This window comes from Phocaeicola sp. HCN-40430 (assembly GCF_037890285.1).
GTDB classification, from domain to species: Bacteria; Bacteroidota; Bacteroidia; order Bacteroidales; family Bacteroidaceae; genus Phocaeicola; species Phocaeicola acetigenes.
In genome coordinates this window covers 16,732-36,746 of sequence record NZ_JBBKBS010000030.1, presented here as the reverse complement: position 1 = coordinate 36,746, position 20,015 = coordinate 16,732, and the positions used below count along the sequence as shown (strand labels likewise).

Sequence of the window (20,015 nt, the reverse complement as noted above, 5' to 3'; positions counted from 1 at the left end):
TCTTAAGTCATGCAACATCAATACATTTACTTTGCACTTAAAAATAGATTTGATTCGATGCCTATTTATTCTATTACAACTTCATCAATAAAGATCCAGGACTCACCCTGTACACGGTGCCAGGATGGTAAAGTCTGAGGATGTACCGCCTTGATACGTACATAGCGGGCGTCTTTTTTCAACTTTTCAAAAGTGAAAGGAATACGGATATAATCGTATTCTCCGGCTCCCTGACGTGCCTCTCCATAACGTATCTTCTTCACGGAACGGAAGTGTTCTCCATCTTCAGAAACCAGTACTTCCACTTCCTTTGGAGGCATTACCCATGCGGTAAGCGACTGCATGAAACCTAAAGAAACACGGTTGATACGCTGCACGCTACCCAAATCTACGACCAAGTCGATATCGTTGCCGATATATCCATGCCACAAAGGAGCCTGTGCATTCAGAGGAGCAAAACGTCCGTCGGTCATTGCTCCGTCTCCTCCGGCTGTATACTTCGGACTATAAGGCTTCAGATAAGTCACCTTGGCATCCAGAGCCTTGTGCGCAGCAATAGTCTGCGATTCTTCTGCATAAGCCTTTCCGTCCTTGTCGTATACACGTGCACGGATTGTTTTCACGCTACGCACTTCGAAAGGCGACTGGTAAAGAGAAGAACGCTTGGACGGTTCGCTGCCATCGGTCGTATAACGTATCTCTCCCCCTTCCAGATAACAGTCCATCGATACCATGAAGCCTTTTCCGTCAGCAGTACGCTGCGGCAGAATAGAAAGTTCCGGAGTAATCTGCACCAAATCGAACCAGGCAGTACCCTCTCCTCTCAATGTTATGGATCCGGCAGCTCCGCCATGATGTGTACGCTTGTATTCCCGAGGAGGACATACCAGTTGGAAACGAGTCCATGCAGTATCGGTCAGTTCAAACTCCTTCTCACCCAGTGAACCCAATGCCAGTTTAAAGGTCAGTTTTGTTCCTTTTGCACGATGCAAATCCAAAGTACGCTGGTCTGTACGTGCCCAGACCGAAAGAATATAAGTACGGTCCGATTCATTGTCTATAGGGAACAAGCCACGCGCTGCACCTGCATCGGGGAAAGGATTGTGCAGACGGAGTGAAGTTTCTCCGTCGAAAGCCACACGCGTATCGGGCATCAGTGTAGCGCCCTTACCGCCAGCTCCTCCACTACCACCGGTCATCTGACCAGCCTCCACAGAGAGTTCAAAGCTCGGGTTGACAGAAAGATTTCCTGCTACAACAGCCGAAGCCTCTTTTACAGGTTTGATTTTATATACTCCTGTAGCAAACGGTGCCAGTATATCGCTAAATTGTCCATTCTTTACAGCTACTTCACGATCCTCGAATATCACTTGAGCCGGAGTTCCGTCTGCAACCTGTTCTTTCAAGGATACAGTAATTTCTCGAGGTTTGTTCTGCATATTCTGTACCACAGCCAGCAAACGACCTTCGCGATGGAACACACGTGCCAGCAACCCTTCTCCTACCTGTACTTTGTACGAATGGGCATCACACAGATAAGGAGCAATCTGCTGCAATTCTACAGCCACTTCCTTGAATCCGTTCCACAACAGTGGAGAACCGGAGTCGGGCATACGGTGGAAACCCTGTACACCACGGGCACCTTCCAGCACACTGCCATACACCATGGCACGCACTTCACGGGCAGAAGGTTCGCGTGTCCAGATTTCTCCCCCGCCAAACACCTGCGGTACAAGCCATACAGCCTTTTCATAACGCATCTGTTCGTAAATTTCACGAATCATATCAGAAGCCGATGATGCCGGTCCGTTAGGTATCGGATAAGGGTCGGCCATGATGATATCATAAGTATCGGCATAGCGGCGTGCCGGCAACGAGCTGATGATAACCACAGACACCGGATGATAAGGGTCGAGTTCATGAATCAGGTCGTAAGAACGCTTCAGTACCTCCGGACTTACTCCCTGTCCGTCCGGTTCGTCGGCAATATAATACGACAGCAAAGCCGGATGATCTTTCACTCTCAGAATCTCTTCGCGCAAGGCAGCAAGCTTTTCTTCCGGAGTAGCCTTGATATTCAGTCCCACCCCCTGGCTTCCAGCCAGACTGCACACATTATAGTTCACCTTTATACCCAGCTGGGCGCAAAGGTCCAGATACGCCATACGGTCGGCACGGTTGTCTTCCGTAATGTTATGATAAGGCGAATACAGGTTGATGCCCTGAGTCACTTCACTGCGCAGAAAGTCAAAGTTTCTTCCTTTCAGGCTGGAATAAAACCCTACCGGCATCCACTGCCAGCCTTCTACACGCAAAGTTCCTGTCAGGCGGTCTATCTTCACTTCATTGGCCTTAGCCGGCAAACACAATACCTCTACCGGATATTGCTCAGTTTCAGTTTCCGATTTCAGTTCAACTGCACAAGTATTGTTTCCCTTTTTCAAAGAAGACATCGGAATAGAAAGCACATTCACTCCTTTATGCAAGGCAATCTTATTTCCTTCCCACTCTGCTACTGTATAAGGCACATTTTCTTCTTCAGGAAGACAAACCAGAATCTCCGCTTTTGCTTCATTGGTATAATAACTCATGCGGGAAATGACTTTCACTTCTCCGGCATACACTACCGAACCAAAAGCAGATAGTATGGACATACAAGCCCATACTATCAATAATTTATATATATTCATAATACCTATTTGCATTATAAAGTTACTTTATATTTTTCAATGCCTTCAACCAGCCTTCAGCATGTTCCTGCTGACCCAATGAAGAGAAGTGAACTCCATCGGCACGTTGGTAAGCCTTATCCAACTTATCTGTATCAGGACCTAAGTAAATATCCTTGTATTTCTTAGCCAACTGCATCTGTGCTTCACGAATTTCCCGGCTGCATCCTTTGTCTTCTTCCAGACAGTTAGGGTGATAGCTTGCTACAGCCACTACGATAGGAGCGTTGATGCCACGAGAGCGGAAAGCTCCACGGATATTTTCGAACATACGGATATAATCTTCTGTAGAAGTATTGGCGATATTGTCGCTTTCTCCCTGATGCCACAAGATGTAGTCGGGTTCGATACCCTGTTTCTTCATCTGTTCGATAGTCTCAATCAGTTTACCGTTCAGGAAGCCACCTTCTGCCCAGGCAGAGATTTCCACACCACCTACACCGATAGGAATCAGTGTTACAGAGGAAGCCATCTTCGCATCAATCATCTTATCGGCCAGGATATTCCATACACTACCGCCTTCGCCGGTAGCACCAATCAGCGGATCCTGTGACGGATAAGTCATTCCTTCGAAATAGTTCAACACCTTATTATGCGGTTTGTACAAGCCTTGTCCGTGATTTGCTGAGTTCGACTGACCGAAAGTAAACAGAATCTTGTTCCCTTCTTCTTTTACCATTGGCACTGCCCGATAATTCTTAGCCCAGTCGCGCATCATTTCGATGGCCTTTACCAATACACCGGCTTCGCCACGGAAAGTACCCGAACCCTTAGGCTCGCCCGACTGTGTATACCATTCGTTGAATCCTTTGTTTGCTACCACGCGGTTCAGCATCGGCACCAGTTCTGTATAAGCTTCTTTGATAAATCCGTTTTCAATCAGTCCCCAAATCATACGGGCACCAAACCAAGTCCAGTCACCACCATTCTGATAACCGTACGGATACATACCCACACCCTGGAACGCACCTGCCGGATAAGTAGGATACATGGTCAAGCCGATAGTCTGTGCACCGGCAGCCTTTACATTTTCCAGCATCTTACGGTTTGCATCTGCAATTTCTTCTTTCGAATGAAGACCTGCCAGAATAGCTACCGCTGTACCTCCATGATAATAAATCTGATTTTCATCGAACGAAGCAGGGAAAGGCGATCCATTCAAGTAAATATGAGGAATGTATTTTCCTTTTTCTTCATCCCACAAGTGTTTGCGGATATTCTTAGCCAAACCATCCTTGATAGCTGCATATTTGTCTTTCTTAGCCTGATCGTCGGTCAGTTCCATCAGGTTATTCAATGCGATAATCAGCATGGCATTGTCGTAAATATCGATAGAGAAATGAGTATTCTCATCAATCTCTACTCCCCATGCATGTTCCGGCTGTACATCCCCCCAGTCGGCTGTTGTAGCACCGATAATCAGTCCATACTGCTTGTTGAATTTCTCGGTCATCAGGAAGTTCAACGCATCTTCCAGACGCTGTTCTACAGTCTTTCCGTTGATAACCGACTTCAGATAAGCCTTATTACCACTCTTCTTTACATACTGATACACAGCCTGAATAAGCGATGTTTCGTGGTCTGTTTCTACAGTATTTTTATGAGCAGCATACTGAGGACAAGAATCTGCCAGTCTGTATTTATAGCCGCCCACATTATCCAAGTCGGCCTTCTTTATATCAATATATCCGTCTACGATATCACCGGTTTTTCCCTGGAAATGGAAAAATGTATTCAAGGCATGTGTCACTACAGAATCGGGAGATACATCCATAGTCACCTGAATAAAAGTATTGAAGTCTCTGATCCACACTTCCCCATATCCGTCTCCGGCATTCAGCCCGGAAGCAACAATCTGATGAGCCATTCGGTTCACCTCATCAATGGTCCGATTTTCAAGAATCTGCTTCTGCACGATTCTCAAATCATCTACTTCATTAGCCCATGCTGACGCAGTCAGGCAACCCAAGGTAGCTGTCAAAAAAAACTTTCCGATTTTATTCATATTGATTACTTATTGTGTTTATTCATATTTATTTTTCACAGTGATTTGATAGTGCAAAGAAACGACTATTTCATCATAAGCACAGTATAAAATATCTCGTTTTTCTTGTACTATCTTGTTATTGCTTCATCTTTTACTCTTTTCTTCACTCTACACAGCTATTTTCCCTTGTCTGTGGCGGAATACCGGCCCAAAAACCCGGCTTAATGTATAAAAACATCAAAAACGAAAACCAACCGAGTCTTCTGTAAAACAGCCTATAAAAAAAACATGTAAATTTGCATCCGTTTTTTTAAGGTATAAAGGTATATGGATAATAGCGTAAGCGAAAAGCGCTCCCGAAGCAACGAGATAGACATGCTCAACGGACCGCTGTTTAAGAAAATATTACTATTTGCCCTGCCTATGGCAGCCAGCAGCCTGTTGCAGGAACTGTTCAACTCGGTAGACGTGGCCGTGGTAGGTCATTTTGTAGGAAGCAATGCACTGGCGGCGGTGGGAAGCAATGCTCCGGTCATCGGACTGCTCATCAATCTGTTTGTAGGAATTTCGATGGGAGCCTGTGCCATCATCTCCAACCACATCGGACAGAAAGACGAGAAAAGTATACACAATGCCATCAATACAGTGGCTCTTGTAGCTGTGCTCAGCGGATTTTTCCTGCTGATACTGGGAGTGAGTGTAGCAAGACCGATTCTGAGCTGGATGGGAACTCCTCCCGATGTGCTCGACGATGCGGTGATGTATCTGCGTATTTATTTCCTCGGAATGCCGTTTATCATGGTATTCAACTTTGGTGCCGCCATTCTGCGCAGTATGGGCGATACCCGGCGTCCGCTCTACATTCTGGTTATGGCGGGAATAGTCAATACGTTGCTCAACCTGCTTTTCGTCATCGGTTTCGGAATGGGGGTAGCCGGAGTGGCAATTGCTACCGGAGTGGCCAACATGGTCAGTGCAAGCCTCATCATCCGTCTGCTCCGAAAAGAGAAAGAACCCTACCGCCTGCATTTCGACAAGATGAAAATCAACTGGACGGAGCTGAACCGCATGCTGCGGATTGGAGTACCAGCCGGACTGCAAGGTATGATATTCTCCATCTCGAATGTAGTAGTACAGTCGTCTATCAATACCTACGGTGCCGATGCCATTGCCGGCTCTTCTGCAGCCCTCAACTTCGAGTATTACTGCTATTTCATCATACAGGGATTCAACGGAGCGGCCATCAGCTTTATTGCACAAAACTACGGCGCCGGAAAAATGGACCGCGTACGCCGTATCTTCTGGACTTGTATGGCCTCCAGTGTAGCTTTCTGCGCTGCCTTCAACTGGCTTTTTGCCTGGCAGGATGAATTCTTCCTGAGTTTCTTCTCCAACGTGCCCGAAGTACAGCATTACGGCAGCATCCGCATGCACCTGGTACTGGCTCTTCAGTTCCTTGCCAGCAGTTACGAAATAGCCGGTTCTTCGATGCGTGGAATGGGCAAATCGCTCACTCCTGCCCTGCTCACGGTTTTCGGTACCTGTATGCTCCGTATGGTTTGGGTATATGCAGTTTGCCCGGTATGGAGAGGATATGATGTATTGATGACGGTTTACCCCGTATCGTGGATACTGACCGGTACGCTGGTGCTCACCGCCTACTGGATGACTATCTGTAAGCAGGGAAAGCTTACAAGAGTGTAAGTCCTGCAAGTACTGCCCTGTCCGATGAAACAGGAGCGAGGGCAGCATGATAGGTTATGATAGGTTATGAAAGATTGTTTTTAGGGCAATCCTTCATCATTATCCCCTGATAATCAATATAGTTTTTGCATTATGAAAGATATGAAGGATATTTTTACTATGTTGCAGCAATGACAACAAAATAGCCACCTTTAAAGGTGGGGTTTTTAGTGTACATTTTGAAACATTATACAAAACACGCTTCATATCTTTCATCTTTCATCGTAAGACACTGATTAATAAAACATTGAAAATTCTTTACTTTAAAAAATCTCTTTTCCATATTGCATCTGTACCCGTCTGTTTCGGAGCAAAACTGCTGATTTTTGCACCCAATTTACGCGACTTGAATCGTAAGCTTACGTGACTAATACCATTCGCTTACGATACAAGTATCGTGAGCTCACGATTCAAGTCGCGTAATCGCATGCTTAAAGAAAGGCTCATCAGTCTTTATTTATAAGGTGCAGTACAACTAAATCAAGTTGATGCAAACTATATTCTCAGTAAACTGCAACAATAAAAAAAAAATAACATTACCCTGGATACAAACCTACAAGTTTATGCATTTAGCATACCAATAATGCGATGTAACCATGTAAAGGAAAATCCGATATATAACATATATTCACATAAAAAAACACAAAACATCGCTATCAACCGCACAAATTACCCCCCCCCAAACAGCTATGCGTCAGCATTTTACATAACATATTATTTAAAAAAATACACATATCATATTTTAACACATAATAACAACAATCAACACTAATAAAAAACTCATAAAAGTTTTATAGACTATTTCAATGCATATATTTGTAATATAAGTCTATAAAAAAAACATGCTATGAAATATTTTAACATAAAAAGGCTAACTCCTTTTATTTGTGGGGTAACAAGTGTACTTTTATTAGGAAGTTGCAGTAAAGATGGCGAAGTACGGAAGTTTTCTTCCTCCGATCTTGTACTGAGTGGTAGTTATAAATCTGCTTCATCCCGCAATCATTGGCAGGAAGACAACAGTGTGAGCAGCGGACTGAAATTCTTTTGGGACAACTCCAAAGAGGGTGAAGAGAACCTGTCCATCACGATAGGCAATAGTTCAAAATTTTATGATTTTGAGGATTACAAAAACTATAATATGGCAAAGGTTGAAACCACAAGTAATCCTCTGGTAAGCCAGATTACACTAACAGAGCAAATCGACTCGGAGTCTTGTTCTATTGAGGAAGGAGATGAAATATATAGTGTGGTACCTGTTGTAAAAGACGAGAGCATCATAGCAAGTCATAACAGACTGCTGGCTACTCTGTTCATCCCCAATGAGATTTCTTCTACAGTTTTGAATTCTACTGAGCACCTTAGTCCATATATGTACATGCTGGGAGAAGGTACAATCAATGCCGAAAAAGACTTCCTCACCTCGAAGATATATTATCAGATGCTGCCGGCTATTCTGCGATTTAAGATTATCAATTCGAGTACAGCGCAAACATTCACCCCCAAAGCTATCTACATAATGGGAGATATATGTACGCTTGCTACAATCAATATCCAAAAACTGAGTTCTCCAGTAAGGACAGAAAAAAATACAATATACAGTATTGGTGATAAAATAGGTATAAAGCTGAACGGTGTAAATATAGATGCCGGCAAAAGTGGAAATACGTATGCTGTTGCCTTTCCTACCGATTTTACCGGAAAGAAATTACTGTTCAAACTGATTGGGGAATATAACGGAACACAAGTGGAACGTATAGCCTATCTTTCTGGCGATATAATACCGGAGAGTCAACTTAAATCGAACTACTGCTATACATTCAATCTTGAAATAAACGAAAATGATTTTAAAATTGGAACGGTGAGTTGCGGCTCCTGGAATGGAGATGAGGAAGATCTGCCCTCCACCCCTAAGCAATAATGGAGATTTTTATATTACAGAAAATAAGGTATTGAAATAAAAATTTTGGGAAATATGAAGTTTATCAAAGAATTTACATATATACTTGTATGTATGATGTGCAGCCTGTCGGCATGTACATCCGAGAATTTTGATAATATGCAAGAATCCGGAAGCAACTTGAAGATTTCTGTATCGGATGGCGGGTATGTCAGTGCCGAGCCACTTCAAGGTCGTACAGCCACCGACGGATACAACACAACATTTACCGATGGAGATGTAATAGGTATTTTTACGGTTGTGAATGGAGTAGTTACCCAGGAGAATATGGGTATGATGTACAATTCGGACACGAAGAACTGGTTCGGACTGCTGAAAAAGGAAACAAATCCTGATGCCAAATATTTCGCATACTATCCATGGCGTAAAGACCTTAAAGGTGAGGTAAATCCGAATGCCAGCACTGCTGAAGATTTTTTCAAAGAGGTGGTGGATGCTTGGGAACTTCCTAAAGACCAGAGAACCTACAAAAAATATACATCTATCGACCTCATGATTGCCCAAGGAAATATTACAGAAGAAAGCGGACTGAACTTTACCATGCAGCACTGTATGGGGCTGGTGATAATACAGCTTCCCATGACAAAGTATGAGTTCCAAAACACAGACCCGCAACTGGCCGATTATCTGGTTCCTCCTCCGGGCATCGCGTTTGATAATTTTGATCCATGTATGATGTTTGGTGGAACTTACCGCTATCTGATTAAACCCAACGTAAATACTCCATTTTCGGGAAGCTATATAAAAGAAAGACAAGAACACACTTTTTCAGCAGAGCCCAATCTTTCTTCCGGGAGATATAAAAAATATAATGTAGATGGAGGTAGTATTACAACAATAGAACACACCCTGCAAGTAGGAGATTATTATATGAAAGACGGCAGCCTCGTATCCAAGAATACAACTCTTACAGCAGAACAGAAAGACCAGTGTCTGGGCATTGTGTTCTGGACAGGAAATCCTACAGAGACGGATCTTACTCTGAAATCCTATTTCCCTAACTGTAGACACGGTTTGATATGCTCTGTACGCGATGGAGAGAATGTGTCCTGGCAGTATAATAATAACCTACATGTACAGACAGTACAAGATTGGGTTGCAGCAAACTCAACAGAGTTTATGAACATAGCTACCGGAGGAAAAGCAGAAGACAATCTGAACAGAATACAGGGGTATAACAATACCAAGGCGATGGAGTTTTTTAACAGTTCTGAGGAAAATAGCAGGTATAAATTAGAAATAGCATTATATCTGCAAAGTTTTAGAGAGGCTTATCCAACTCCAAGCTTTACCAGCGGATGGTACATTCCTTCTGCCAAAGAACTGTTTATTATGTTCAACGATGCTGAAACTGAAGACATATTCCATTGTATTTTTCCAAGCGGTGAGAATTATGAACTCCTGAGCAAGCAGTTCACCCAACTGGGTGAGTATGCCGACCATTTTAACTCTAAACAAGAGAATGCTATGAAAAACATGTATCATTCAAGTTCGGAAAACAATGTATACAGAGTGTGGTGTGTAGATTCTGAAAGGTATGGTACAAGTGATAGCTATTTTTATATAACAGTTCCAACGAAGCATGACAAGGCATATAAATATCACACCCGTTTTGTTCTGGCATTTTAAGGTCTTGTCCGTAACACTTCTGTGTATGGCTCTGTGTACCTGGAAAGCAGCAGCCCAACAGACCGGAGTGCGTACCAATGCCCTCTACTGGCTTACGTCAACCCCAAATCTGGGGGTTGACATACGCATAGGTCATCGTTCTACGATAGCACTACAGGGGGGATACAATCCTTTTCTTTTTCCGTCGTATAAAAAAGGCTCAAAGGATGTAAACCCTAAACTGCTTCACTGGTTTGTGCTGCCGGAATACAGGTATTGGTTCTGCCGCACGTATGAGAGGTGGTTTCTCAGTGCATACGGCATCTATGGAAAGTATAATATAGAAGGGGTTCCTTTCCTTGGGAAAAGAGAAGAGCGCTATCGAGGAATGGCTGCCGGCGGAGGTATCGGTGCCGGCTATCAGTGGCCGCTGGGGAAACATTGTGGGATAGAACTGATGATAGGTATAGGCTACTTGTACCTCAAGTACGATAAGTTTGCAGGAGGAGCCTGCGGAATGCATAAGGAATCGGCAAAACGCCACTGGATAGGTCCCAACAGAATTGCAGTCTCTTTCAGTTACTATATTCGATAAAACATGAATTTAAAAATGAAAATACGGTTCGCTTTGTTTTTGGTATGCTTTCTGCCGCTCCAGAGCCATGGGGTATGCCATCCCATGGAGCGGGATACTGTATGGAAAGCTGTTGCCAGGTGGACAGATACAAGAAATCTGGAGCTGAGTTTTTGTGCCCCGGCTTCAAAAAATATCAAGTCTACAGACCGATACCGCATAGAACCGCTCTATTTTGAAAATGACTCTTTCGTGGTAGAATTTCCATCACTCTTGTATCTTACACGCAGAGGCAAGAAGTTTTTCGAAAGAAGGCAAAGTAGTGAAGCTACGGCAGAACAGTTTGCCGTACACGATATCCTTGTAGCATCCGGAAAAAGAAAAGACTCCGTATATCACTATAAAGATACAATGAAAATAGGAGGAGGGTATGCCGGCAAAGGAGAAATCCGTTTCAGATATTGGATGGCAGACTGCTGCTGTGAGTACCTTGTAGACAGTTCCAGTGTACAGGTGAAAATGCTGCCTTTACCCGTGGAGCAGGCAGTTCATACTCCCGATATGATACAAGGAAAAACAGAACAGCTTGTAGAATATAGAGAAGAATTCAATGTATTTATAAAATTCCCTTGGGACAGATCGGAAATATATTATGAATACATGGGCAATAATGAAAGACTTTACGAATTGCACTCAAAGGCAAAAGATATTCTCTCGGGAAAGTCTCACTATCATATCAGACAGATAACGATAAAAGGGTATGCATCGCCCGAAGGCAACTATGAGCGGAATCTTACCCTGTCGGTATTGCGTGCAGAAGCCTTTGCCGCATATCTTGTACGTACATACGGGATAAAGCCGGAAATTATCCGTACTGTAGGAGCAGCCGAAAACTGGCAAGGACTTTATGATGCTGTAAAAAAAGACAGCATGATACCATACAGAGAAGATGTTATGAAACTGCTTTGCCCGAATGGTTTAGGTGAGATACAACCATGCAAGGAAAAGCTGGAGAAACTCCATAAAGGTAAAGCCTACAAATACCTGTTAAGAAATATCTATCCTCATCTTCGCATAATCAAGATGAGTATCTGTTATGTGGAAAAGAAGGAAGAATGAAAAGGTCTTGCTTATATATATTTTTCATACCAGTAATTGTATTTTGCACGGCATGTAACCTTGAAGACGAGAGAGATATATGCTGCAACAATAATACAATGTACTATCGCTATACAAAGCAGGGGCTGGAGTGTTTCGACGATTACATTTACCGGATGCACTATTATCTGTTCGACGGGGATGGGAGGTTTATGAGACAGATGTTTCCGGAACAAGGAAATATGAAAAGAGTAAGCCTCGAAGGGATGACTCCGGGAGAATATACACTGATAGCTCTGGCTAACCTGGACGATTATGACACACCAGACAGGGATGCAAAGAACGGACTGGAGAACTTTGAATTTGTGATGCAGGACTTCTTTCCGGGAACGAACGAACTGGACAGTGGAGACCCTATTTACTGGGGAACATCCACCTTTGTGATAGAGGAAGGGGCAAGCAATTGTTTTGTGACGGAAATGGCAAATATCCATTGCATCTTGTCGGTAGAATTTGAATGGGAAGGACTTCCTCCCTACTCCAACGGATATTCCTTCCGCCTTGAAGGGGTGAGCGGTGAATACAGCCTTAACCCTGAACATTCTTCGATGCTGGGTATACAGACTTTTCCAAAACACATTGGAGAGCCTAAAAAAGCAAGACGAATGTCTGAACTGGAAGATATGAAACTGAATGTATCGATTTATACCCTCAGGTATAAGGAAGGACGTATTCCGGAGTTGAGGTTATGGCATGAAGACAGACCTGTAACCAAACCGATAGACCTTGAATATGTTTTCGGGCTATGGGGATGGAATCCCGACATAAACCCCGTGCAGGAATATGCCGTAAAGATTATGCTGAAACTGGACGGAAGTATGGAAGTAATCCCTAAAGCAGATGCAGACGTTAACGACTGGAACAACGGGGGAACAATAGGCATGTGATAATTAAGAAATAAAAATAGTTTATTTAAATGTTAAATCTAAAAAAAGTACAATGAGAACAAAAGTGAATTTTTATGTAATCGGAACTGTACTGATGTGTGGTTCATATTTGTTTTCTGCTTGCTCTAAGACAAACCTTTCTGAAGAGGTTGGCAGTGGAACAGAGAAACAGAAGTTTATCAGCCTTACGCTGACTACTCCCGTTTCCGACAAAGTGATAATAAAAGGAAGCAGAGCTGACAGTAACCCTATTCATGAAGAACAGGAATGGACAATCAAGACATTGAATCTGTATATGTTCAAAAAAGGAACCGGTACAGGTGATACAGACTATACTTTATTCAAAACCCAAGAAGGAATCACCACACAAGCCGGTGAGGCACAGCAGGGAAGTAATACAGTTTCTGATACAGGAAACGGTAAATATCATTTTACAACGGCCATTACCGACGACATGATAGGCGGTACCTTCAAGTTTGTACTAGTAGCAAACGACAAGCCTGCTAATGCAACTGTAAACACTACTACTCTTGCTACTTTCAAACAATCCTTGGCTACTGCAACGCTAACTGAAAATAATGAATCTGCCGACAAACTGGTAGGTGGTGCAGGAGCAGAAGCTACAGGATTTCCTATGACCGATATTGCTGTAAATGCAAATGGTGAGAGTGAAGAGATTACCATAGGATATTCTGATGTTTCAATAAAGGCAAGCATGCTCCGTAATGTGGCACGTATAGACTTCTTCAACTATACGCCCAATCTGAAGATAACAGGAGCCAAACTGCTGAATGCTGCCTCTCACTCTTATCTGTTTGGTACAGGGCAGGGAACAGCGAACGAATTTAATCCGTACAAAGGTGGAGATTTAAAGACATACTCATTGAACCCTACTGCAGAATGGAGCGGAAAATTTAAAGAAGGAGTGGAATATGTAGGTCCTGCTGTAGGTACTGAAGACACAGAAGCAAACAGTAGACAGAGAAACACGCTGAAGCATGTGTTTTACCTGTATGAACAGGAAAATACAGATCAATCTCCTGTTCAAGTTCAGATAGACTATACACTTACAGACCTGGCAGGAAGCCCTGATTTGAACAAAACAATTGTAGTAGATTTGAAATCAGCACCAAGCACTTATATAAATCCAACCCGTAACTACCTTTATACAATCAAGTTGGGCGACGGAACAAAGGTTGACAATGAAATTAAGGTCAGCACAGTAATCGTAGACGACTGGATTTCCGGTGGCAATATCGACGAAGAAATCAATCCGGATGAAGACACATCGGTTAATGGAAACTAATTTATAAAGTGTAATATTCTTAGCAGTAATTTATATCGAAATTATGAAAACAAAATATCAATTAGGAAGTCTTATTCTTTCTGCCCTGTTCATGTTAAGCAGTTGCCAGAAGGAAGAAAATATGAATACGTCTTCAAATGCAGAACCACTGAGTGTAAACTTTACCTTGGGAGGCTCGGCAGGAATAGTAGGCAACAGCGGAGCCAGCCGCAACACTCCAATCCACTCGGACGAAGAAAAAGCTGTAAAAACATTGTGGGCCATAGCCTTTGAAGATGCAGACAGAACCGCAAGTGCTATGCAAGAAAACCCGGTGGCCGACACTGATAAATTCTATCGGGCCATTGAAATAGCTCTTCCTGCCGAAACGCAAGGAACCGGAAGTTTGTCTTTCAGTTTCCTGCTTGACAAAGCCGGCTTTTTCCAGATTTGCTTCATTGCCAATCCGGATGAAGCGCTCACCAATTTCTTTAATGGGCTGACTCCGGGAAGCAGCACGGTAGCCGATTTGAAAAATCACATCACCACAGCCAAAGCTTGTGACGATAAGGAGAATGGACTGCTTATGACCAGTGCTTTTTATCCGGTGGAATCAAGTTGGACAACAGCAGCCGAAATAGGCCAGGTAAACCTTACACGTGCAATGGCTCGTATAGACGTAAAAAACGAAATCGAGGGGATGAATATTTACCAGATTGATTTTCTGAATCGTGCATCCAACACAAAGCTCTATCAGGGTAATACCGTCGGACTTGAAGCAGGTATAACTTTGGAAACCAAAACATACAGTGATCTCACAGTAAATGGTAAGGGTTCAGAGTGTAAAGAACAAATATATACATATGAGCAGAAGGCAACTACTACTACAGACTCTGATAAGATTCCTGCCTTGAAAATTTACTACACTACAGATGCAGATCCGGATACACAGCGCTACCATACCATCCAACTGGTATACAGTAATGAAGGCAGAGAACCGGTAGCTGTAGGTCTGAAACGCAACTACCTGTATACCGTAACGCTGACTCGTAAAGCTTCAAATATCACAGCCAACCTGGAGGTGCTCGACTGGAATAAAGGAGCAGAAGTTGGGGTACAACCTGACGAAATAGGTGGAGGAACAACGCTGGATAAAGGAAATGGAATAGCCAAAAACCCTGGCAACGGAGGTACGATAGACGTATTCGAGTAATTACTCCCCAACCGTATGAATTAAGTATTTACATACTGCCCGACCATTGAATATTCAGTAGTCGGGCAGTTTTTTAAATTTCAATTAGTTTGACTGGACACACTTCAGAAGCTACGATACTTCTTCTGTAAACAGGAATATACCCGACAATAAAACGGTATAGAACGAAAAAAGCTCTCCTTATCTTGGAGAGCTTTTCCCGTTCTATGTACTAATCTTATTTCAATTACAGCGGCATGTTACCATGTTTCTTAGGAGGATTGCTCTGGCTCTTGTTCTGAGTCATTTCCAATGCCTGAATCAACTTGTAACGTGTATCCTTCGGCAGGATGATTTCATCGATGTATCCCTGCTCTGCTGCACGATACGGATTCGAGAATTTTTCCTTGTATTCTTCTACAGCTTTTGCCTTTTCTTCCGGAGTAGCCTTGCGGTACAGGATGTTTACAGCACCGTCGGCACCCATTACAGCGATTTCCGCAGTAGGATAAGAGAAGTTTACATCCGAACCGATAGGTTTACTGTTCATTACGATGTATGCACCACCGTAAGCCTTACGGGTGATGACAGTAATCTTAGGCACAGTAGCTTCTGCATAAGCGTATACAATCTTCGCACCGTGACGGATGATACCGTTGTGTTCCTGTGCACAGCCCGGAAGGAAGCCCGGTACGTCTTCGAAGGTAACGATAGGAATATTGAAGCAGTCGCAGAAACGGATGAAGCGAGAAGCCTTGTCGGAAGCATCGATATCGAGCACACCTGCCAGATAAGCCGGCTGGTTGGCAACGATACCTACCGAACGACCGCCCAAACGGGCAAAACCTACTACAATGTTCTTTGCAAAGTGAGGCATTACTTCGAAGAAATAGTGATTGTCGACTACCGGTTCGATGATATTCTTGATATCATAAGGCATGTTCGGATCGTCTGGAATCACAGTCATCAATGATTCTTCTGCGCGGCGGATGTCGTCGGTGCAAGTCTGCATCGGTGCATCTTCCATGTTGTTCGACGGAAGGAAGCTCAACAGCTCACGGATGCTCATCAAAGTTTCTTCTTCAGTATCGCACAGGAAGTGAGTGACACCACTCTTGCTGCTGTGTGTATACGCACCACCCAGTTCTTCCTTGTCAACTTCTTCGTGTGTCACAGCTTTTACTACATCCGGACCAGTGATGAACATGTGGCTCTTTTCCTTCACCATGAAGATAAAGTCGGTCAGAGCCGGAGAGTAACATGCTCCACCTGCACAAGGACCCAGAATAGCAGAAATCTGAGGGATTACACCCGAAGCAATGGTGTTCTGGTAGAAGATAGAAGCATATCCTGAGATACTGCCTACACCTTCCTGAATACGTGCACCACCCGAGTCGTTCAAAGCAATGACAGGAGCACCGTTTTTAAGAGCCAGTTCCTGTACTTTTACGATTTTCTTGGCACCGGTAGCACTCAATGTACCACCGTATACAGTGAAGTCGTATGCATATACATAAACCAGACGGCCGTCGATTTTACCATATCCGCATACGATACCGTCGCCAGGGATGTGGTTCTTGTCCATACCGAAATCTGTACACTGGTGGATAACCAGCTTGTCGATTTCATTGAATGTACCTTTATCGAGCAACATGTCGATACGTTCGCGTGCAGTCATGTGTCCGTTGGCATGCTGTCTTTCTACACGTTCTACTCCACCACCTTGAGAAGCCAGTTTATCCAACTCCTCGAATTTTTTATATTGTTCTGCTGTTGTCATAAGTTTATTCCTCCTCTTTTACTACATCGAGTGTCATAATCACCTGGTTGCTGTTTACAGAATCTCCTTCGTCCACCAGGATTTCCTTTACCACACACTCACTGTTTACCTTGTAGTTGCTCTGCATCTTCATGGCTTCAATTACCACTACAATGTCGCCAGCCTGCAAGCGGTCGCCCACCTTCACAGGAATCTTCACAATCTTACCCGGCATTGGAGAAACAATCTTGTCCTGCTGTTTCTCTTCACCTCCTTTTCGCATGCGCAAATATTTAGCCTGCGAGTCAATGATATCGATGTTGTACGACTGGTAATGTGCATTGACGGTATAGCTTTTTCCGCCTTCCTTACGGATCAGTTCGGCATTGTACGATTTACCTTCGTGCAAAATAGAGCAACTTCCGTTTTCAGCCATTACGATATCCACATCGTAAGGAACACCGTCGATTGTCAGTTGCACTTTGTTACCTTCCTTGCTAACCAGTGTAACATCGGCAATTCTATCACCAATATGTATTTCCATATCTTTTGAGTTTTTAAGTTGATAAGTCTTTTAAGTTTGCAGTTCCTGAGTTTGTCCAGCTTTTGAGTCCGTTATAGTACGAATGATGAAAACAAACTCAAAAACTTAAAAACTTACAAACTTAAATTCGTAATACTCCTTTTTTCAGGCCAAACTCACGCCAGCGGCTGATAGGACGATTATCGGATGAGCCGGAGTTGTTTTCTTCCAGATTCATCAGGTAGTCGATATACGCAGCAATCATGGCGATGTTTTCGGTTTCCTCTTCTTTCTGTCCGGCCCATTCGCGCAACATATCCTGATGTTTCGGAATGAACAGTGTATTATAATGTCCTTCTACGAAATCGGGCACATTCATAATATGACGCAGATAACCGATGTTGGTCTTCAGACCTGTAATCTTGTATTCGTACAACACACGACGCATACGTTCGATAGCAAATTCACGGGTAGTAGCCCATACAATCAGCTTACCGATCATCGGGTCGTAGTAAATAGGAATTTCGTAGCTTTCGTATACATAGCTGTCGATACGTACTCCGATACCGTTCGGTTCAATCAGCTGACGGATGATACCCGGAGAAGGCATGAAGTTGTTTTCAGAGTCTTCTGCACAGATACGGCATTCGATAGCGTGTCCGCGCTGTTTCAGGTCTTCCTGTTTGAAGTGCAACGGTTCGTTGTTGGCAATACGAAGCTGTTCCTTTACCAAATCCACACCAACTACTTCTTCTGTGATAGGATGTTCTACCTGCAAACGGGTATTCATTTCCAGGAAGTAGAAATTGCGGTGCTTGTCTACCAGGAACTCAATTGTACCGGCTCCCTTGTAGTTGACAGCCTTGGCAGCTGCTACAGCAGCTTCACCCATTTTCTGACGCAATTCGGGAGTCACAAAAGGAGAAGGAGTTTCTTCTACGATTTTCTGGTTACGACGCTGAATAGAACATTCGCGTTCGAACAAATGTACAGCGTTGCCATGATTGTCTCCCAAAATCTGGAACTCAATATGATGAGGTTCTTCTACGAATTTTTCCAGATAAACGGTATCGTCACCGAAAGAAGACATTGATTCTGAACGGGCAGTATTGTAAGCCTCTTCCACTTCGCTTTCGCTATGAATGAGTCGCATACCTTTACCACCACCTCCCATAGAGGCTTTCAGCATAACAGGATAACCGATTTCATTGCAAATACGAATGGCTTCTTCTACACTTTGAAGAGGTTTTTCGGTTCCGGGAACTACCGGAACTCCAGCTGCAATCATCTGTTTACGGGCAGAAATCTTATCACCCATCGCATCCATTGTTTCAGGATCGGGACCGATAAAGATAATGCCTTCTTCGCGGCAACGGCGGGCGAATTCGGAATTTTCCGACAAGAAGCCGTAACCCGGATGAATGGCATCTGCTCCATGACGCTTGGCTGCCATGATAATCTTATCAATATTCAGATAACTTTCACGAGAAGCTGCTGGACCTATCAGACAGGCTTCGTCAGCATAAAGTACGTGGCGAGCCGTTCTGTCGGCTTCGGAAAACACTGCCACTGTACGAATGCCCATTTCACGACAAGAGCGCATCACACGTACAGCAATTTCACCACGATTAGCTATTAATACTTTGTGTATCATGCTTTACGATTTAATTAGTATCTTCTATTAATTATTCCGGACGTACAGTACCTTTACGCATTGGCACACCCCGCCCAAAACTGTGCAAAAGTAGCAAAAAAACGGATATCAATCCAATAATCAGCTTTTTTTTTGCTTTCCGCAGGCTTTTTGGAATAAAATAAACCGGTTTAGAAGAGAAAAAAAATATAAAGCAAAAGAATAGCAATACAGAGATTGCAAAATAGAGGAAATATTATTGTTTCTTTTCGCGCTCTTCTTCCTGCGGAATACGGAAGGCGGTATACAGTTCAAGTATGGCTGCTATACTCAGACAGGCCACCCACTCGTTGCGGTGCCAGAGAATCATCATCACTCCGGCTACAACCAGCAGCATGGCTCCTATCACTTGCTGACGGCGCAAACGGCGGATTACAATGTTACGGCCTTCATATCCGGACATAACTTGTACATAGGAAAACATCACCGCACCTACTATATATACATAAGGAGCAAAAAACAGTTTTGTGATTTGCAACATGGCTCCTATCAGCAACAACACTGCTCCTGCAGCAGAAATAACCGTATAATATTTGTTCATTATTGTTTCTTGTTCAAATCTTCCTCGAATATGTAAATATCTTCATTGGGCTTTTTCATCAGATATTTCTCACGAGCTACCTTTTCCAAAGCTTCCGGATCTGAAGATATCTCCTTCAGACGCTTGCTGTCGCGTTCGTACTGATTGCGATAAAATGTTATCTCAGATTTCAGCTTATTAATTTCCCGCCAATGAGAAAAACGTTGCAACAAACTGTTTTCCTCATCAAGCACACCTATAATCAGCGCAAAAGTAACAAGGGTTATCGCATACTTATGCCGACGAATAAAATTCCAAAACAGAACCAGCTTACCCATAAAGATTTACACTTGTTTTATCGTGCTGCAAAGATAGAAATAAATCATTGCAAGCCATG

The 20,015-nt window shown here is 43.4% G+C and carries 15 protein-coding genes; 8 read left to right on the top strand and 7 right to left on the bottom strand.

Features of this window, described 5'->3' with window-relative positions; translation table 11 throughout:
- Positions 1-65: 65 nt before the first annotated feature.
- Positions 66-2,654, bottom strand: coding sequence for an FN3 associated domain-containing protein (locus tag WKU26_RS11575; RefSeq protein ID WP_340322119.1), 2,589 nt, complete (start codon positions 2,652-2,654; stop codon positions 66-68).
- Positions 2,655-2,712: 58 nt separating this feature from the next.
- A complete protein-coding gene (locus tag WKU26_RS11570) occupies positions 2,713-4,734 on the bottom strand; it encodes a sialate O-acetylesterase (protein WP_340322118.1) in 2,022 nt (673 codons plus the stop codon).
- A 309-nt stretch (positions 4,735-5,043) separates the two neighbouring features.
- Here WKU26_RS11570 and WKU26_RS11565 point away from each other — a divergent pair, with 309 nt between their 5' ends.
- The 8 genes from WKU26_RS11565 (at position 5,044) to WKU26_RS11530 (ending at position 15,144) form a co-directional block, all read left to right on the top strand.
- Complete coding sequence (locus tag WKU26_RS11565) at positions 5,044-6,420, top strand: MATE family efflux transporter (RefSeq protein ID WP_340322116.1); 1,377 nt, start codon at positions 5,044-5,046, stop codon at positions 6,418-6,420.
- Between the two features lie 886 nt (positions 6,421-7,306).
- Positions 7,307-8,380, top strand: a complete 1,074-nt coding sequence (locus WKU26_RS11560; protein ID WP_340322115.1) for a hypothetical protein — start codon at positions 7,307-7,309, stop codon at positions 8,378-8,380.
- Between the two features lie 54 nt (positions 8,381-8,434).
- On the top strand, positions 8,435-10,048 hold the full coding sequence (locus WKU26_RS11555; protein ID WP_340322114.1) for a fimbrillin family protein: 1,614 nt from the start codon (positions 8,435-8,437) through the stop codon (positions 10,046-10,048).
- Between the two features lie 25 nt (positions 10,049-10,073).
- Positions 10,074-10,622 (top strand): DUF3575 domain-containing protein, encoded by a 549-nt coding sequence (locus tag WKU26_RS11550; RefSeq protein WP_340322112.1) that lies wholly within the window; start codon positions 10,074-10,076, stop codon positions 10,620-10,622.
- Between the two features lie 15 nt (positions 10,623-10,637).
- Positions 10,638-11,720, top strand: coding sequence for an OmpA family protein (locus tag WKU26_RS11545; protein WP_340322111.1), 1,083 nt, complete (start codon positions 10,638-10,640; stop codon positions 11,718-11,720).
- Positions 11,717-12,646 carry a FimB/Mfa2 family fimbrial subunit gene (locus WKU26_RS11540; RefSeq protein ID WP_340322110.1) on the top strand — a complete coding sequence of 310 codons (930 nt, stop codon included), beginning with the start codon at positions 11,717-11,719 and terminating at the stop codon, positions 12,644-12,646. Before WKU26_RS11545 ends, WKU26_RS11540 begins: the two co-directional genes overlap by 4 nt.
- Before the next feature lie 52 nt (positions 12,647-12,698).
- Entirely contained in the window at positions 12,699-13,952 is a 1,254-nt protein-coding gene (locus WKU26_RS11535; protein ID WP_340322109.1) for a hypothetical protein, read from the top strand.
- Positions 13,953-13,995: 43 nt separating this feature from the next.
- Positions 13,996-15,144, top strand: a complete 1,149-nt coding sequence (locus tag WKU26_RS11530) for a hypothetical protein (protein ID WP_340322108.1) — start codon at positions 13,996-13,998, stop codon at positions 15,142-15,144.
- Between the two features lie 226 nt (positions 15,145-15,370).
- Here the strand turns inward: WKU26_RS11530 and WKU26_RS11525 are convergent, their stop codons facing one another.
- The 5 genes from WKU26_RS11525 to WKU26_RS11505 all read right to left on the bottom strand — a co-directional run bounded on the left by WKU26_RS11525 (position 15,371) and on the right by WKU26_RS11505 (position 19,956).
- The gene (locus WKU26_RS11525) at positions 15,371-16,903 is read right to left on the bottom strand and encodes an acyl-CoA carboxylase subunit beta (protein WP_340322107.1); all 1,533 of its coding nucleotides are present in this window, start codon (positions 16,901-16,903) and stop codon (positions 15,371-15,373) included.
- Positions 16,904-16,907: 4 nt separating this feature from the next.
- Positions 16,908-17,426: a biotin/lipoyl-containing protein gene (locus tag WKU26_RS11520; RefSeq protein ID WP_340322106.1), complete on the bottom strand. Its 519-nt coding sequence runs from the start codon at positions 17,424-17,426 to the stop codon at positions 16,908-16,910.
- 121 nt (positions 17,427-17,547) lie between these two features.
- A complete protein-coding gene (accC, locus tag WKU26_RS11515) occupies positions 17,548-19,059 on the bottom strand; it encodes an acetyl-CoA carboxylase biotin carboxylase subunit (RefSeq protein ID WP_340322105.1) in 1,512 nt (503 codons plus the stop codon).
- Positions 19,060-19,294: 235 nt separating this feature from the next.
- Positions 19,295-19,639 (bottom strand): hypothetical protein, encoded by a 345-nt coding sequence (locus WKU26_RS11510; RefSeq protein WP_340322104.1) that lies wholly within the window; start codon positions 19,637-19,639, stop codon positions 19,295-19,297.
- Positions 19,639-19,956: an FtsB family cell division protein gene (locus WKU26_RS11505; RefSeq protein ID WP_340322103.1), complete on the bottom strand. Its 318-nt coding sequence runs from the start codon at positions 19,954-19,956 to the stop codon at positions 19,639-19,641. The genes WKU26_RS11510 and WKU26_RS11505 overlap by 1 nt, the downstream gene beginning before the upstream one ends.
- Between the last annotated feature and the right edge of the window lie 59 nt (positions 19,957-20,015).

Coding starts and splice junctions, on each gene's coding strand:
- WKU26_RS11550 (WP_340322112.1), top strand. CDS start 10,074: ATGGCTCTGTGTACCTGGAAAGCAGCAGCCCAACAGACCGGAGTGCGT.
- WKU26_RS11505 (WP_340322103.1), bottom strand. CDS start 19,956: ATGGGTAAGCTGGTTCTGTTTTGGAATTTTATTCGTCGGCATAAGTAT.
- WKU26_RS11520 (WP_340322106.1), bottom strand. CDS start 17,426: ATGGAAATACATATTGGTGATAGAATTGCCGATGTTACACTGGTTAGC.
- WKU26_RS11510 (WP_340322104.1), bottom strand. CDS start 19,639: ATGAACAAATATTATACGGTTATTTCTGCTGCAGGAGCAGTGTTGTTG.
- WKU26_RS11540 (WP_340322110.1), top strand. CDS start 11,717: ATGAAAAGGTCTTGCTTATATATATTTTTCATACCAGTAATTGTATTT.
- WKU26_RS11525 (WP_340322107.1), bottom strand. CDS start 16,903: ATGACAACAGCAGAACAATATAAAAAATTCGAGGAGTTGGATAAACTG.
- WKU26_RS11535 (WP_340322109.1), top strand. CDS start 12,699: ATGAGAACAAAAGTGAATTTTTATGTAATCGGAACTGTACTGATGTGT.
- WKU26_RS11575 (WP_340322119.1), bottom strand. CDS start 2,654: ATGTCCATACTATCTGCTTTTGGTTCGGTAGTGTATGCCGGAGAAGTG.
- accC (WP_340322105.1), bottom strand. CDS start 19,059: ATGATACACAAAGTATTAATAGCTAATCGTGGTGAAATTGCTGTACGT.
- WKU26_RS11545 (WP_340322111.1), top strand. CDS start 10,638: ATGAAAATACGGTTCGCTTTGTTTTTGGTATGCTTTCTGCCGCTCCAG.
- WKU26_RS11530 (WP_340322108.1), top strand. CDS start 13,996: ATGAAAACAAAATATCAATTAGGAAGTCTTATTCTTTCTGCCCTGTTC.
- WKU26_RS11555 (WP_340322114.1), top strand. CDS start 8,435: ATGAAGTTTATCAAAGAATTTACATATATACTTGTATGTATGATGTGC.
- WKU26_RS11570 (WP_340322118.1), bottom strand. CDS start 4,734: ATGAATAAAATCGGAAAGTTTTTTTTGACAGCTACCTTGGGTTGCCTG.
- WKU26_RS11565 (WP_340322116.1), top strand. CDS start 5,044: ATGGATAATAGCGTAAGCGAAAAGCGCTCCCGAAGCAACGAGATAGAC.
- WKU26_RS11560 (WP_340322115.1), top strand. CDS start 7,307: ATGAAATATTTTAACATAAAAAGGCTAACTCCTTTTATTTGTGGGGTA.